Source organism: Enterococcus sp. AZ063, assembly GCF_051715045.1.
GTDB lineage: Bacteria > Bacillota > Bacilli > Lactobacillales > Enterococcaceae > Enterococcus_D > Enterococcus_D casseliflavus.
Map to the genome: position 1 here is coordinate 3,309,044 of NZ_JBIOTA010000001.1, position 14,853 is coordinate 3,323,896.

Sequence of the window (14,853 nt, forward strand, 5' to 3'; positions counted from 1 at the left end):
TTTTAGCACAAAATCGACCAACCGGCATTAAATCTTGCAGAAATTTCTTTAAGCTTACACAGTCGTTAGTTGAATGTTTTTCATTTTGTCAGTACTATGAATATATCACGGCACGTTTAAAGAGGTGGGACCTATGACAGAACAAACCGCTCCTTCTAGAAAAGGACGATTAAAACAAATCGTTCAAGTCTTTTTGAAATACAAAGTCGTTCAAAATATCAGCAAACAGCAGCACCCCGAAATGGTGCGTCAAGCGTTTGAAGAATTAGGACCAACATTTATCAAAATCGGGCAGATGCTTTCGGTCCGCAATGATCTACTTTCCAGCACCTTTGTCGATGAATTCAAGCAGCTGCAGGACAATGTCAAAAGTGATCCATTTCCCAAGGTCAAAGCACTGCTGGAAGCAGAACTGCAGCAACCGCTAACGGAAGTTTTTTCCGCTTTTGATGAAATTCCAGTCGCCTCAGCTTCCATCGGACAAGCCCATCGAGCAAACTTGCTCAGCGGCAAAGAAGTGATCGTCAAAGTACAGCATCCAGGGATCATTGCGGCAATTCAAGTGGATCTCGATCTTTTTGAAAAAGCCCTGCCGTTGGTTCGCGCAATTCCAGAAGCCAATGTGGTGGATTTAAAAAGCGTGCTAAGCGAAGTCCGACGATCACTTGCCAATGAAACAAATTTTTTGCAAGAGATGAAAAACGCACAGGAATTCTACCGCAACAATCACCAAGACCCGCAGTTGGCATTGCCAAAAGTTTATCCCGAATGGTGTACCCAAAAAGTATTAGTCATGGATTACATGGCAGGTGAAAGCTTGAATTGCTTACTGACCCGCAAAAATCAAGACATCGTTTATGACAATCAGTCCGTTAAAGCCGTGAAAAAACAAGTGGGGACGCTATTAGTCGAAAACTTTATGAAACAAGTCTTTGAAGATGGCTTCTTTCACGCTGATCCACATCCTGGCAATCTTTTCTTGCATGTCTTCACGGATCAAGCCAACCGCCCACAACCATTTCAGGTCAAGCAGCGCGTCGGTGTCCTCGGCGGGGTCGATTACTCGTTGAAATGGCAAGAAGAAGCTGTCATGCCGCCTTACCAAGTGATTTTCTTGGACTTTGGGATGATGGGTCATTTGGATCAGTCTTTACGCAGCCGTTTAGCCGATGCGTTGATTGCTCTTTATACCCAAGACACCCAAGAAGTCGGCAAAGCCGTCTTGCGGTTGTGCAACAGCAGCGGCAGTTCCTTTGACGAAGTCGCCTTCTACCAAGACCTGCAAAAATTTGTTGAAAACTACTATAATATGCCGCTAAAGGATATCGACTTGCAAAAAGTGATGGCGGAAGTCATCACGATCTGCCATGATAACCAACTGCAGATGCATCGAGACATCACCTTGCTGATCAAGGCTTTTGGTACCTTGGAAGGTGTGATCAAAGCCTTAGACCCCGAATTATCAATGATGGAAGTCACTCAGCCTTTTGCACAAAAATATTTCCTGCAGCAGCTGAGTATTGAAGACGAGGTGAAAAAAAGCGCCTTGGCAACCGCAAAAAGCTTGCGGGCACTTAGCCATCTTCCCGATCGGACCTTGGCTGTCTTAGACACTTTTGCGACTGGTAAACACCGATTGAATCTAGAGATCCGCGAACAAAAACAGCTATTGGACCGCTTTGATCAGATGGTCAATCGACTGGTGATCGGTATTATTCTAGCTGCGGTCATCCTTGGCTCTTCCTTATTGGTGGTCGCCAGCCCGCAACAAGGAGCCTTCGTCCATCAGATGGGGATCTTCGGATATACCTTAGCATTTTTCGCGATCGTGGCTTTAGTCAGCAAATACTTCTATGATCGTTTTCGCAAGAAATAAATAAGCACCTTCAATTCCCGTGGTTCATGCAGAAGCTGGGTCTTGAGGGTGCTTATTTTGCAAGAGTCTGTCGCAATTCGTTTTCAAAGATTCGTTTGAAGGCTTCCCGATCCTCTTTCGTAAAGGGCTTCGGTCCTTTTGTACGCTTGCCTGCTTTACGCATCTGCGCACCTAAGTAGCGTTGTCCAAGTAAAAAATCGATCGTTTCTGGCAAATACTCTGTGCCGTTATGGTGAAAAACCCGCGCTTTTTTCGGCAAGACCAAAGAGGCTAACCCATAATCTTGGGTAACGAGAAAATCACCCGGCTCTATTTCCTTCACGATTTCATAATCCGCACGATCCGAGCCTTTGTCGACATAGACAAAGTGAACATGGGCAGGATAATCTTTGGTCGTGTAATGATCGACACTGGTGACGATCACCACCGGCAGCTGATATTGCTGAGCCAGCTCAATCACTTCGTTTTTCACTGGCGATCCATCGCCGTCAATAAAAAGTCGCATCTCCACACTCCCCTCACAAGTTTCTTCGTTTACAATTACTTCTATTGTAAGAGGAGCAAGGCGAAGATGCAAGCAGACTTTACAGCCGTTTCCTTGAGGATGTATTTAAAGCCTCAGGAAGAGCAACTGCCTCCGCCCTAATAACTAGCAGCTACCCTAAGCAAAGCTTATCCTTCAACTTTAGAAAAGGCTCGCTCTTTTAGCTCATAAACGACATCGCAAGCCTTGGCTACTTCTTGTTCATGGGTCACTAAGATAATACATTTTTTTTGCTCATGAGCAATTTCTTGAAATAGTCTGACGATCTCTTTGGACGTCGTTTCATCCAAGTTTCCAGTCGGTTCATCGGCTACGATCAGCTCATGCTCACAGCACAATGCGCGAACGATCGCCACCCGCTGCTGCTGCCCACCCGATAATTGGGTCACTTTTTTCAGTGCCAGCTCTTCCGTGATGCCAACTTTGGCTAAGTTTGCTAAAGCGTAGGCCTTTTTATCGGCTTGCTGCGACTTCGCGATCGCCATCGCTGTCACCACATTGTCCAATGCCGACAGATAAGGCAATAGATTATAGGCTTGGAACACGATGGACACATCTTTGCGGCGGTACTCCCGCAGCCCGATTTTTGCTAACGTTTCTTCGTTGTAGAAAATCTTTCCTTCTTTCGGGGTATCTAGGCCTGTGATCAGCGACAGGAAGGTCGTTTTCCCCGATCCGCTGGAACCTAAGATCGCATACATCTTGCCAGGCTCGAAGGTCAAGTCAACGCCACGAAACAGGGCTTCTGCTTCGCTTTGATACCAATAGCCTAATTGTTCTGTTCGTAATGTCATGTCGTTCCTCCTAAGAAACCAAGATTTTTTTCGGGTTCAGCCGCAAAATGCCCGCCGACGAGAGTAAGATCGAGCCAAAGCTGATCCCTAGACCGAGTAATGCCAATAGACCAATTTGTTGAGGGGAAACGGTAATTTCTAAGGACTCCACTTCTGCTGATTGGGTGAAGGATGGGAAAGAACCGCCACGGTTGCCGCCCATTTGCGGCATCTCTCCGCCTCCAGGTCCAGCGTTTTCAGCGGCTGCCTGATCCGTCGTCGTTTCGGTTTGCTGTGCCAATAATTGCTCTCCGACGGCATTACCGACTAGATTACCGCTAGCGGCCGCGATCCCTAAAGCAAATACCATGCAGACAAAAATCTCTGTGAAAAACTGTAGGATCACTTTGGCTCGTGACTCGCCTAAAGAGAGCAATACGCCAATCTCATAGCGACGTTCCCGAATCGACATCATCACGATCAACGTCAAAATAATGATACCGGCAGCAGCAACTAACACAATAATATTTTTGGCAAAGCTCGCGACATTATTCAACGGTGTCAACATCGATTGATACATCTGATCATTGGTTTGGATGCTATAGGTTTCTGTATCGATCAATCCTTCTGCTTCTTCCACGAATGCCGTCATTTCAGACGGATCACTCAAGGTATAGGTTGCTGAATCAATGGTATCCTCATTGCCGCTCAACGTATTGGCAAGAGTATAAGAGGCAATGATCGTGTTGGCCGGGTTGAGAAAGTTAAACATTTGGCTCATGCTGTTGCCAACTTCACTCGTTTCATAGATTCCTTTGACCGTCACTTCTACTTCATTGTCCTCTGCATCAGTGATTGAAAACGTATCTCCGACCGCTAAATCATTCGCTTCAGCTAGTGAGGATTCAATCAAGACTTGGTTTGTGCCTTCGTCCTCAGAAGTAATCCCTTCTCCATCCGTGATAGTCGCTGTTCCTTCCGAAAAAGTCGTATACGCCGCACTGGTTGATACACCAGTGATTTGGAAATCGCCTGTACTCATACTCCCACCAGGCATACCTCCTGGCATACCGCCCATTTGCCCCGACTCGCTACTATCGGTTGCTTCTGACTCTGTCGAGGAGTCACTGCTAGAGATCGGTTCGATCCCGCTGACGGCATCAGCCGAGGTACTGACTTCAAAACTATATGAAGCAACCCCGTCTAAATCAGCGATTGCTTGGGCATCTGTAATCGCTACGGGTGTCGATTGAAAACTCCCTGGATCTGGACGTGTGCTCTGGTCATCGCTGTCAGATGAAGAACTTCTTTGCTGAAAAGCCTGCTCACGGTTGGCTTGCAACGTCACGGTTGCGCCGACACTTTTCTGAGCATTTTCAGTCGCTACTAGCGCTGCACTGCGAATCGTCAAACCCGCCAATACAAAAATCAAGATTGCAGAAAATACGGCAATCAGCAGCAGACTCCGGCCTTTTTTCGCCCATAAACTTTGGAGCCCTCGTTTCAAAAAATTCATCTTTGTTCCTCCTGAATGGCAAATTATTGTATTTCGACTATAAGAACCTTAGCTTAAATTGAACTTAAATCTTCCCCAGATTTTTCAAAACGTTGGAACAGACCGCAGCTGTCTTCTGCGATCTGCACGTTTTATTGATGACCCCCAGGGAATGATCGATGTCCCTTCAACTAACGGCCAAAGCCACCGCCCATTTGATTGGTTGTCGCTGTCGCTCCTGATTGGGTCAAGTTGGCGATCGTTTCCGTGACGGGCAACGTTCCTAATTCCGTCCCATCACTAAGGGTCCCACCAGCATAATAACCAGAAACAGCTTGCACATCATTCGTTCCCCCACTGACCAATGTATAGCTGCTATCCGTCAAATCTGGGCTAGAAAGAACCACATGTTGGTAGCTTTTACTTGGTGCATAGGACAAGATCGTCTGTCCTTGACTATCCTTTAAGGTCACAAGGGTCTCTGCTGCTTGGGTTTGATCGAAACTGATCCCGATCGACTGTTGACTTCCCCCACTGACATTCATGGCCATATCGGTCGTACCAGCAGCTAACAAGACACCGCCAGTGATTTCAAACGTCCCGTTATAATCCAAAGCGCCATTGCCACCGGTCGTTGGACCATTTACGATGACGACCCCATCACTCATAGTGACATTGCCGTTACTGTCCAGGCCATCCCCTTCGGCATCGACCACCAACGTCCCACCAGTGATTGTGATTTGTTTGCTGTCATCTGCGGTATCGCCACCGCCAGGACCGCCACCAAAGCTGTCTTGCCCAAATTGGCCAGTGGTTTCCTCTGTATCACTGCCGCCACCGGCATTGATCCCGTCATCGCTAGCCACGACATGTGTCGTACCACCAGCAATCGTGATCACACTTGCTTCTAGTCCTTCATAGGATTCTTCGATAGCAATCGTCCCATCGGAGATCGTCAATTCATTGTCCGCATGTATGCCGTCGTCACCACTGTTGGCAGTGATCGTACCGCCTGTGATGTTGATGGTATCGTTGGCATGCAGGCTATCATCTGCACTATCGATCGCAAAGGTACCGCTGCTGATGGTCATCACACCGCCAGCTTTCAATCCTTTGTAGCTTTCATCCGTCACTAGCGACTGACTTTGTGCCCCGTCAGCCGTTTTGATCGTGAGATCGGCTGATTGGATGCTTAAATTTGTTTCTGCTTGGATGCCATCACGCCCACTTTGGATCGTAAAGGTACCGCCATCGATCGCAACGTAGCCTTTTTCCGCATCTTCCGAATTATTCGCTTGGATGCCATCTCCTTCAGTGGTGTTCAGTGTGTAGTTCCCTGCCAAGATCGACACGGAATCTTTTCCTTTGATGGCATTGTTTTTCGCTGTGATCTCAATCGTGCCACCAGCTAAAACCAAATCATCTTTGCTGCGCAGCCCGTTGCTGTAATTTCCTGTGATCACCAACGTTCCATCACCGTTGATGGACAAATCTTCTTTACTATAAAAAGCGGCATCTGGTTCCGTCTCACCTTCCGCCAAGGTGTAGCTGCTGCCATCTATCAGAGTATTTGTCGTATCACTGGCTAAGGTCGTGATGACTTTTTCTGCTTGTTCGATGACGACTGCCGCCCCGTCTTCATTGGTGATCGTGACACCCGCAAAGATCAGATGGACTTTTTCTTCTTTATTGACGTTGACAACCAGTTGACCATTACTTAAGGAACCGCTGACGACATAGGTACCAGCTTGCGTGATCGTCACCGTTTGGTCTTCCACTGCAACGCCATCAACAGCCGTCGTATCGCCGTCATTCAATTCAAGTTGCGTGGCGGTCGCCTCATCGTAGGAGGCATCCACGTCTTCTTCTTCGTAACTGCCATAATAGTCCGTAGCATCATCAAGAGTCGTTGCAACGTTGGTCACTGCGGCAGAACCTGAAACAGCCGCTGCAGAACTGGAGCTGCTGCTCGTGCTACTACTATCGGTTTGCCCACAAGCGCCTAGGAGCAGCGATGAGAGTAAGAGCGGATAAATGAGTTTTTTCATAAGAGGTTCCTCCTTCTACAGCTCATCGCGGTTAGCGGTGAGCTTGCCTAAAACAACGGGTAAATTGCCATTACGAACCCGAACTTCATCAATGATTTGTTTTTCTTGCGCTTGGTCTTTTAACAGCAACTGATAACGCAACTCATATAAGCTCCCCATCGTGGTCGTTCGAACCGATGTCAGTTTGGCAGAATGCGTATATTTTTCAAAGAGATCATCGAATAGTTGCGGATAATCCAAATCTTCTGGAATCGTGACTTTCAGTTCTCGTTCACTCGTGGCTTGTCGATCGCCAAAGGGCACCGTGTATAAAAGGGTCAAGAAAAGCGCCACGATGATGGAAAAAATCACGACATAGCCGACATAGCCCATCCCAGTTGCCAGACCGATCCCCATCGACCAAAAGACACTGGTGATCTCTCTAGACCCTCCTGGAACCGAGCGGAAACGAATCAAACTGAAGGCGCCTAAGATCGCCACACCTGTGCCAAGATTGCCGTTGACTAGCATGATCACGGATTGAACGAGGATCGGTAAAACAGCCAAGGTAATGACGAAGTTTTTTGTGTAGACATTGCGGATCATATGGATCGCAGCTACCAATATTCCTAAAAGCAATGAGGCGGCGATACAGATCAATAAGCTGCTCCATTCAAGGGTGCTCGTATCGCCAGAAAATAGACTAGATAACATGTAACCATTCCTCCTTCTTGAACAAATGCCGTTGATAGGTTTGGGCATATTTCGAAAAGCTACCTTTGCGCACGCTGTATTTGTTCAACAGCTCCACAAACCATAACGGATAAGCGCCGAGGGCTTTCACTTCCATCAACACTCCAACTTCCGGTGCGACTAGCGCACCGTCACTGCCAGAACCTAACATGAGATCATAGGTGCGAAAGCGAATGTTTTGGTCGAATGTCACACGAAATTCACTATCATCATCAATAAACAGCGACAAGCGATCATAGGCAATCAACACTTTCGGCAGCAAGTCTGGGTTTTGCTTAAATAGCCAGTGGATCTCTGCAGCGATTTGCGGTGCTTCTGCCATTGACGGCAAGACCCCTGTTTGCAACCAGCGACAATAGTCAGCATAGGGCAGCGGGACTCGGCGTTTGTAGACCACGCCATTGACTTTCTTTTTGATCTCTAAAAAAATCAACTGCTGCTCTGTCGGTATGCCATAGCTGCGGACCCGAAATTTTTCTTTGTATTTCGGTTTGTCCATCGAATGACGAATAAAGCGGTAATCGTGGGTATCGTAATACAAGGACATAATCGTGTGCTGCCCATATTCATCGATCGCCATTCTTTGCTGCAGCTCAGCAAGAAATGCAGGAAATTGTTCCTTGGCTATTAAATATTTTGTCTCTTTTCTTTGAAAGACTTTTTTCAATTTCATAAAAATGCTCCTCCCTTGAAATCCATGCACTGAATTTACGGCAGCTATCTTAAATGCAGCTTAAGGCAAAACAGTTTTTTTAAGCATTTTTTATGCTATTCGTGCTATTCTTATCCTTAAAGAGGTGGGAACATGATTAAACTATTAGTGATCGAAGATGACAAAACATTATCTGATAATATGAAAGAAATCGTCAGCGAGATCGGTGACGTCACACAAGCCTATGATGGCAGTGAAGGCTTATACGAGGCAGAAACGGGGATCTATGATTTGATTATTCTCGACTTGATGATGCCAGAGATGAACGGTTATGAGGTGCTTTCTGCCCTAAGAAAAAAAGGACTCCAAACACCCGTCCTGATTTTAACAGCCAAAGACGGCTTAGAAGACAAAGTGACCGGTTTTCAAAAAGGGGCAGATGATTATTTGACCAAGCCTTTTTATCGGGAAGAATTATTGATGCGGATCAAAGCGTTGCTAAAACGCTCCTTAGGTTTGTTCAATGAAAATACCCTGGAATATAACGGATTGCTGTGCAACCTTGGCACCAATGAGGTCAGTTACCAAGGGCAGCTTTTGCCGATCCAAGGGAAAGAATTTGAGCTGCTGCTGTATTTTCTACAAAATAGAAACATTATTTTGACCAAGGAACAGATTTTTGATCGCATCTGGGGATTTGATTCAGAAACGACCTTGACTGTCGTCGAAGTCTATATGAGCAATCTGCGGAAACACTTGCGCCAGACAGGGATCGACAAAGAGATCCGTACGTTGCGAAATGTCGGCTATATTATGCAAGGAGCCTAGTCTATGAATAAAGAACGCTCTAAGAGACAACGGCTGCACTCCTTTCTCCTAAATGTCAGTGCCTTTGCGTTGGTTTTCTTACTTTTAGGAACCATCGTCCTCCAATTGTTCAACCAATCGGCTTATCGGCAAACCGACATTTCTTTGGAACAAGCAGTCAAAGATACCCGCTTGATCCAAGCAGAGATCAGCGCTTCGCAATCCAATCTAGAGGTATTGCCACCAGATAGTGCCATGCCAAAGATCCCTGGGACCAATCGCTTCAATACCCAGTTGATTCTCTGGTCTGAAGACGGTGAGATATTAAACAAGCAGACCTTGGGCGGCCGCTTTTCACAACTTGCAAGTTTATCTTTAGATACAAGCCACTTAGACAGTATCACATCTTTTTCAGTGGTGGATCAGTCCTTGTCAGAGGAAGAAGAGACCCTTTTGTTTCGTTCGATCACCACCAAAGCACCAACAAATGATGCTGGTGTCGGCTATATCCAAGTCTTGGCGAACACTAACCAAATCAAAAATGCGATGAACAATTTCCAAACGATTTTGATTTTATCGATGATCTTTTTCTGGATTCTTTCGATCGGGATCAGCTATTTGCTTTCCAGCTTGAACATGCGCCCCATTTTAGCCTCCTGGAAAAAACAGCAGGAATTTGTCGAAAATGCATCCCATGAGCTGCGCACACCATTGACGATCATTCAAAACAGTCTGGAACGCCTGTTTACCAAGCCCAATCATACGATCATTGAAGAATCTGAAAGCATCGCGCAAGCGTTAGCGGAAACTCGGCGGCTGACTGGATTAACGGCGGATTTGCTGACGATCGCCCGCAGTGATTCCAATCAATTGCTTTTGACAAAAGAAACCATCGAGCTAGCTCCTTTTATCGATGACTTAGTCAAACCTTTCAAAGAAATTGCCGAATTGGATCAAAAACACTTTGTTGTCGAAAACTTTGCCAAAACGACCGCTTGCTTTGACCAAAAGAAAATCCATCAAGTCCTCGTGATCCTCCTAGATAATGCCTTAAAATATACCAGCAGTGGTGATAAAATCACCCTCTTATCGGAGATTTCTAACAAGCAATGGCTGATCGAGGTCAAAAACACAGGACCAGCCATTTCCGATGAAGAAAAAGCCCGTATCTTTGACCGCTTCTACCGCGAGGATCGTTCCCGCTCCAAAGAGACCGGCGGCTATGGTTTAGGCTTAGCGATCGCCAAGCAAATCGTTGAAGAGCATAAGGGACAAATCCAGGTCAAAGATTTGCAGCCACGAGGGGTTATTTTTCAGATTCGTTTACCTAAAGAAGGATAAAGGAGAAAAACAAATGCAGGTCATCACCCTTAAAGAACACCCTGACTACTTAGCAGAAGCCATTCGTTACTTCCAAAAACAGTGGGCTGGTCCCGACTCCCTCATGGTTTATGAGGATAGCCTGACCCATAGTTTTTCAGCAAATCCTTTGCCGCAATGGCTGCTGCTGGTCAACGAAGAAATCGCAGCAGACGGACGTTATCAAATCATCGGCTGCGGTGGCTTGATCCCCAACGACTTCATCAGTCGGATGGATTTGACCCCTTGGCTTTGCGCCTTGTATGTGGACCCTTTGTGGCGTGGCCAAGGCGGTGCCCGCCTTTTGATCGAAACAGCCAAGCAACGTGTTGCTGGAGCTGGTTTTGATTCTCTGTATCTATGTACGGATCTTTCTACTTTTTATGAGAAATTTGCTTTTGAACCGATCGGAACAGGCTACCATCCTTGGGGAGAGTCTTCCACCATCTATCGCTGTTCTCTCACCTAAATGAACAAAAAAAAAGCTGTGAACAAAAATGTTCACAGCTTTCTTCACTCACAGTACTATTGCTAGTAGAATACCCTATCTCCACAAAAGGAATATTCCGACACCCTACAAATCCGGTAGGTTGCTTACGCGGTGTGCCTCTGCTATCAATCTGGTCAGCTAATGCTAGACCTTCTCGACTCGTCGCATGAGGATTACTTTACCATAAATTTAGTCGGAATACTACTGTTTTTTATAAAATTAAAACTGCTGATAAGCATTTCTCAAGAAAGAGTGCCTATCAGCAGTTTTTCATGAATCAATTGTTACTTTTCAAATAGAAACATTCCAATTGATGGATAAAAAAACTTAGGATAAGAAGGTCGCTACTTTGGTCGTAATCAAATCGATGGCTACGTGGTTTTCGCCGCCTTCTGGTACGATGACATCGGCATACCGTTTGGTCGGTTCGATGAATTGATGATACATCGGTTTTACCACCGTCAAGTATTGTTCGATCACAGAATCCAATGTCCGGCCACGTTCTTCCATGTCACGTTTGATTCGGCGAATGATTCGAATATCATCGTCTGTATCAACATAAAGTTTAATATCCATTAAATTACGCAATCGCTCATCTTCTAGAATCAAGATCCCTTCCAAGATAATGACTTCTTTGGGTTCTTGAATGATCGTTGCTTCGCTGCGGGTATGCGCAACATAATCATAGACGGGTTTTTCGATCGTTTGATATGCAAGCAGCTGTTGCAAGTGATCGATCAACAAATCAGTATCAAATGCAAAAGGATGGTCATAGTTGGTGTTCAACCGTTCTTCAAAGCTCAGATCACTTTGGTCTTTATAGTAGGAATCTTGTTCAAGCATCATAATAGAATGGTTGGGGAAATGATTAAAGATCGCCCGACTCACGCTTGTTTTTCCACTACCTGATCCACCTGTCACACCAATAATAATGGGCTTGCCATTCGTCATTCAATTAACCTCTTTCATCTTAAAAAATTCACACTGGTTCTATTATAGCGAAAATTCGGCAAATTACTACTGTTTCTGTAGAATCAGTGCTGCAATAAAGGAAGTAATTGCTGCAAACGTTCGATCTCATAAGTAGGCTGAATCTCACCACTGTTTTTTTTCTTTGGATTGAACCAAATCGTATCGATCCCTGCCAGTTGTCCGCCTAAGATATCTGAAGTCAGTGAATCGCCAATGATGACTGTTTCTTGTTTTTTAACGTTTGGTATGCGAGCAAACACATAGTCAAAATATTCTTTCATTGGTTTTTGATACCCTGTATCTTCTGAAACAAAAATATCACGGAAATACGGCTTTAATTTGGCATCTTCCAAGCGGCGATATTGGGTTTCAGAAACCCCGTTCGTCACCACGTATAGGTCAAAATGCTGCGCCAACTCCGCTAAGATCTCATCACTGTTGTCTAACAGTTTATGTCCTTCATTTAGAAATTCCCGATAGGCCAATTCAACTGCTGGACTATCGACCTGAATGCCTTGCGTTTCAAAAAACAAACCGAAACGCTCATTGATGACTTGGTCTCTCGTGATTTTCCCTTGCTCAAACTGCTGCCACAAATCATGATTGATCGTTTGATAGCTTTGTTTGCGCTCTGGGTTCATTTCCAAGCCATGAGCTTCAAATAGTGCTTTTAAGGCTTGATCTTCGGTATCTTGAAAATCGAGGATCGTGTCATCGACATCAAATAATAATGTTTTATACTTCATTTTCTCCCTCTTTCTCAGCGGAAATGCGCCGCCAGTCCTTTTAATTCTTCTTGCGTCAGCGAGCGATAACTCCCCACTGCTAAATCATCTGGTAGAACCAGCGAACCCATCGCTGTTCGTTTCAGCTGAATGACTTTTTTCCCTCGGGCTAAAAACATCTTTTTCACTTGATGGAACTTGCCTTCAGCAATTTCTAACGAAACAAAGGAACGAGCCGCTCGGGCATCGATGATCGTTAGGGCAGCTGGTTTGCAAGTGACACCACCATGAAAGGTGATCCCTGTGGCAAATGCCGCCACATCTTCAGGAGTCACCAAGTCATTGACCACCACTTCATATCGCTTGGTCACCTTTTTCGTGGGATGCAGCAAGTCATAGCCTAACTGACCATTCGTCGTAACTAATACCAACCCTTCCGTGTCCCGATCCAATCGACCGACGGCATAAAGATCTGGGTGCTGGTCCCTTGGTGCAATCAAATCGATCACTGTCTGGTGCTGTTGATCAACATTCGCTGTAACAACACCATTGGGCTTGTTGACGATATAATAGCGTTCCTGCGTCTCCAACTGACGACCCGCAACGATGATTTGATGGATGGCGCTATCGACATTGCGCTCAGGTCGCCCTTCAATCCTTTGGTCCACGAGGACTTTTCCTTGCTGAAACAACCGTTTCATCTCTTTACGAGAAGTATTCAATTGTTGCTCGATCACTTTATCTAAACGCATAAATTTTTCTCCATAGTGGCTATTATAGCTCAGGATCTAGCGAAAGGAAACTGCCAGGATTTCAAATGATTTGACTTTCTTTGTCTTTTTGCGTAAGGTTAAAGAGTAAAGTAAATATAGTTTCTCATACACAGCGTTATGACCTGGTGGAGAAAAGTTGAACCAAAACTTTCTGGGGCAGTTGTGTACACAACTGCCCTTTTGCGTGTTTTCACTCACGTACCACTTAATGTGCAGAGTTAACAAAATTTGCTTAAAAAATCTCGTTATTAACGAGAAAATTTTAGGAGGAATTGAGTTATGTCAGTATCATTAGAAGTTACGAAAAGAGAAGTTCGCCCACGTTCTTTACGGAACAAGTTGCGCCACGAAGGAAAAGTACCTGCAATTGTCAATGGGTACAAAGTAGAAAGCACACCGATTGCTGTCAATGCAGCAGAATTAGAAAAAATCTTGCGTGAAAATGGATTGAATACCGTAATCACGATCAGTTTAGAAGGCAAAAAAGTCAATACACTGATCAAAGAGTATCAATCAGATACCTTCACACGCAATTTAACCCACGTTGAATTCCTATCTGTCGATATGAATGAAGAAACAGAAGTAGAAGCAGAAGTAACCTTAATTGGCGAATCTGCTGGTGTCAAAGCTGGTGGTGTTCTAGCACAAAACTTGTATACAGTCGTTGTATCAGCAACACCAGACAAATTGCCTGAACGTGTTGAGATCGATGTAACGTCATTAGAGATCGGCGATTCATTAACAGTGGCTGATCTGCCTAAGAACGACGAGTACACGATCGTGACCGATCCAGAAGAACAAATCGTTGCGGTTACTGAACCACAAGAAATCACTGAAGATGAAGAAGCTGGCGAAGCTGCTGAACCAGCAGTTATCGGTGAAGACGAAGAATAATCATAGAACATCGTTCTTAAGATCGCGTCTTCAATCAACAGACACTTCTAAGAAATGCAAGACTCTTGAAGGGCTTTTCCTTTAAGAGTCTTTTTCATTCTTACGAAGAGCTGGTGAGCTGCAACTGACTATTTTCCACTGAAAGACGCCATGGGAAAGCTTGGTCCAGCCAGCCCAACAAATTTTTAAGAAAATAGTTAAAATGCGTCGCTGACCAAAAAGAAAAGCAGAAGTAGTTGCATTTTTGACGGTTCTTCATTATGATAAATAGACAAATTTGATGTTATTGGCAAGCCTACTTGAAGGAGGGGTTTTTATGTTTGAAACATTTGATGATCACCGCAGCCGCTACGCTTCTGGCGGGATTGTTCAAACACTGCCTGGCGAACTGATCGATAGTATTTGGTTAATCATCGATCTCGATTTAAAAGGGTTTATTCCGTTGACAAATCTGCTCACCTTTGAAGTCCAAAACAATCACGGTCGTGTCACACTGCTTTTTTCTCAAGCACAAAGTCAAATCGAACTCGGCGTTGATCTGCCTTACCGTTATTCCGACCTCTATCCCCAAAAAGTCTATGTGTATGACGATGGGCAGCGGCAAACGATTTTATTGCCTAGCGAGACTCGTTAACAGCGCTTCGTGTTTCTCTTTTTATAACGTTACTTACATAAAAAACCACCCTTTTTATTTTAAAAGGTGGTTTTTTTTG

At 45.0% G+C, this 14,853-nt stretch carries 15 protein-coding genes; 6 read left to right on the forward strand and 9 right to left on the reverse strand.

What is annotated here, in order from left to right:
• Window positions 1-133 precede the first annotated feature (133 nt).
• On the forward strand, window positions 134-1,876 hold the full coding sequence (locus IGK61_RS15485) for an ABC1 kinase family protein (RefSeq protein WP_015510427.1): 1,743 nt from the start codon (window positions 134-136) through the stop codon (window positions 1,874-1,876).
• 52 nt (window positions 1,877-1,928) lie between these two features.
• Here the strand turns inward: IGK61_RS15485 and IGK61_RS15490 are convergent, their stop codons facing one another.
• The 6 genes from IGK61_RS15490 to IGK61_RS15515 all read right to left on the reverse strand — a co-directional run bounded on the left by IGK61_RS15490 (window position 1,929) and on the right by IGK61_RS15515 (window position 8,141).
• A complete protein-coding gene (locus tag IGK61_RS15490; protein WP_015510428.1) occupies window positions 1,929-2,381 on the reverse strand; it encodes a YaiI/YqxD family protein in 453 nt (150 codons plus the stop codon).
• Between the two features lie 167 nt (window positions 2,382-2,548).
• Complete coding sequence (locus IGK61_RS15495) at window positions 2,549-3,214, reverse strand: ABC transporter ATP-binding protein (protein ID WP_074536122.1); 666 nt, start codon at window positions 3,212-3,214, stop codon at window positions 2,549-2,551.
• Window positions 3,215-3,224: 10 nt separating this feature from the next.
• Window positions 3,225-4,709, reverse strand: coding sequence for an ABC transporter permease (locus tag IGK61_RS15500; protein WP_005231794.1), 1,485 nt, complete (start codon window positions 4,707-4,709; stop codon window positions 3,225-3,227).
• 170 nt (window positions 4,710-4,879) lie between these two features.
• A complete protein-coding gene (locus tag IGK61_RS15505; RefSeq protein WP_074536124.1) occupies window positions 4,880-6,736 on the reverse strand; it encodes a carbohydrate-binding domain-containing protein in 1,857 nt (618 codons plus the stop codon).
• 15 nt (window positions 6,737-6,751) lie between these two features.
• Entirely contained in the window at window positions 6,752-7,429 is a 678-nt protein-coding gene (locus tag IGK61_RS15510; RefSeq protein WP_074536126.1) for a DUF4956 domain-containing protein, read from the reverse strand.
• Window positions 7,419-8,141, reverse strand: a complete 723-nt coding sequence (locus tag IGK61_RS15515) for a polyphosphate polymerase domain-containing protein (RefSeq protein WP_074536127.1) — start codon at window positions 8,139-8,141, stop codon at window positions 7,419-7,421. Before IGK61_RS15515 ends, IGK61_RS15510 begins: the two co-directional genes overlap by 11 nt.
• A 132-nt stretch (window positions 8,142-8,273) precedes the next feature.
• Here IGK61_RS15515 and IGK61_RS15520 point away from each other — a divergent pair, with 132 nt between their 5' ends.
• Genes IGK61_RS15520 through IGK61_RS15530 form a run of 3 tightly spaced genes read left to right on the forward strand, consistent with a single transcriptional unit; the run spans window position 8,274 to window position 10,755 of the window.
• On the forward strand, window positions 8,274-8,948 hold the full coding sequence (locus tag IGK61_RS15520; protein ID WP_005227933.1) for a response regulator transcription factor: 675 nt from the start codon (window positions 8,274-8,276) through the stop codon (window positions 8,946-8,948).
• A 3-nt stretch (window positions 8,949-8,951) separates the two neighbouring features.
• Entirely contained in the window at window positions 8,952-10,268 is a 1,317-nt protein-coding gene (locus IGK61_RS15525) for a sensor histidine kinase (protein ID WP_005227932.1), read from the forward strand.
• A gap of 13 nt (window positions 10,269-10,281) precedes the next feature.
• Entirely contained in the window at window positions 10,282-10,755 is a 474-nt protein-coding gene (locus IGK61_RS15530) for a GNAT family N-acetyltransferase (RefSeq protein WP_074536129.1), read from the forward strand.
• Window positions 10,756-11,103: 348 nt separating this feature from the next.
• On the opposite strand, the gene udk is transcribed toward IGK61_RS15530, so the two are convergent.
• The 3 genes from udk to IGK61_RS15545 all read right to left on the reverse strand — a co-directional run bounded on the left by udk (window position 11,104) and on the right by IGK61_RS15545 (window position 13,225).
• Window positions 11,104-11,727, reverse strand: a complete 624-nt coding sequence (gene udk / locus IGK61_RS15535) for a uridine kinase (RefSeq protein ID WP_005227927.1) — start codon at window positions 11,725-11,727, stop codon at window positions 11,104-11,106.
• 83 nt (window positions 11,728-11,810) lie between these two features.
• A complete protein-coding gene (locus tag IGK61_RS15540) occupies window positions 11,811-12,494 on the reverse strand; it encodes a YjjG family noncanonical pyrimidine nucleotidase (RefSeq protein ID WP_074536131.1) in 684 nt (227 codons plus the stop codon).
• 14 nt (window positions 12,495-12,508) lie between these two features.
• Window positions 12,509-13,225 (reverse strand): 16S rRNA pseudouridine(516) synthase, encoded by a 717-nt coding sequence (locus tag IGK61_RS15545; protein ID WP_074536133.1) that lies wholly within the window; start codon window positions 13,223-13,225, stop codon window positions 12,509-12,511.
• Window positions 13,226-13,525: 300 nt separating this feature from the next.
• Between IGK61_RS15545 and IGK61_RS15550 the strand changes: the two genes are divergently transcribed.
• Together IGK61_RS15550 and IGK61_RS15555 are read left to right on the forward strand one after the other, a co-directional pair.
• Window positions 13,526-14,140, forward strand: a complete 615-nt coding sequence (locus tag IGK61_RS15550) for a 50S ribosomal protein L25/general stress protein Ctc (protein ID WP_015510436.1) — start codon at window positions 13,526-13,528, stop codon at window positions 14,138-14,140.
• A gap of 316 nt (window positions 14,141-14,456) precedes the next feature.
• Window positions 14,457-14,774, forward strand: a complete 318-nt coding sequence (locus IGK61_RS15555) for a DUF960 domain-containing protein (protein WP_005227922.1) — start codon at window positions 14,457-14,459, stop codon at window positions 14,772-14,774.
• Window positions 14,775-14,853: the final 79 nt, after the last annotated feature.

What these genes read in the sequence shown, in the direction of transcription:
- IGK61_RS15485 (WP_015510427.1), top strand. Translation starts at nt 134, where the DNA reads ATGACAGAACAAACCGCTCCTTCTAGAAAAGGACGATTAAAACAAATC.
- IGK61_RS15490 (WP_015510428.1), bottom strand. Translation starts at nt 2,381, where the DNA reads ATGCGACTTTTTATTGACGGCGATGGATCGCCAGTGAAAAACGAAGTG.
- IGK61_RS15495 (WP_074536122.1), bottom strand. Translation starts at nt 3,214, where the DNA reads ATGACATTACGAACAGAACAATTAGGCTATTGGTATCAAAGCGAAGCA.
- IGK61_RS15500 (WP_005231794.1), bottom strand. Translation starts at nt 4,709, where the DNA reads ATGAATTTTTTGAAACGAGGGCTCCAAAGTTTATGGGCGAAAAAAGGC.
- IGK61_RS15505 (WP_074536124.1), bottom strand. Translation starts at nt 6,736, where the DNA reads ATGAAAAAACTCATTTATCCGCTCTTACTCTCATCGCTGCTCCTAGGC.
- IGK61_RS15510 (WP_074536126.1), bottom strand. Translation starts at nt 7,429, where the DNA reads ATGTTATCTAGTCTATTTTCTGGCGATACGAGCACCCTTGAATGGAGC.
- IGK61_RS15515 (WP_074536127.1), bottom strand. Translation starts at nt 8,141, where the DNA reads ATGAAATTGAAAAAAGTCTTTCAAAGAAAAGAGACAAAATATTTAATA.
- IGK61_RS15520 (WP_005227933.1), top strand. Translation starts at nt 8,274, where the DNA reads ATGATTAAACTATTAGTGATCGAAGATGACAAAACATTATCTGATAAT.
- IGK61_RS15525 (WP_005227932.1), top strand. Translation starts at nt 8,952, where the DNA reads ATGAATAAAGAACGCTCTAAGAGACAACGGCTGCACTCCTTTCTCCTA.
- IGK61_RS15530 (WP_074536129.1), top strand. Translation starts at nt 10,282, where the DNA reads ATGCAGGTCATCACCCTTAAAGAACACCCTGACTACTTAGCAGAAGCC.
- udk (WP_005227927.1), bottom strand. Translation starts at nt 11,727, where the DNA reads ATGACGAATGGCAAGCCCATTATTATTGGTGTGACAGGTGGATCAGGT.
- IGK61_RS15540 (WP_074536131.1), bottom strand. Translation starts at nt 12,494, where the DNA reads ATGAAGTATAAAACATTATTATTTGATGTCGATGACACGATCCTCGAT.
- IGK61_RS15545 (WP_074536133.1), bottom strand. Translation starts at nt 13,225, where the DNA reads ATGCGTTTAGATAAAGTGATCGAGCAACAATTGAATACTTCTCGTAAA.
- IGK61_RS15550 (WP_015510436.1), top strand. Translation starts at nt 13,526, where the DNA reads ATGTCAGTATCATTAGAAGTTACGAAAAGAGAAGTTCGCCCACGTTCT.
- IGK61_RS15555 (WP_005227922.1), top strand. Translation starts at nt 14,457, where the DNA reads ATGTTTGAAACATTTGATGATCACCGCAGCCGCTACGCTTCTGGCGGG.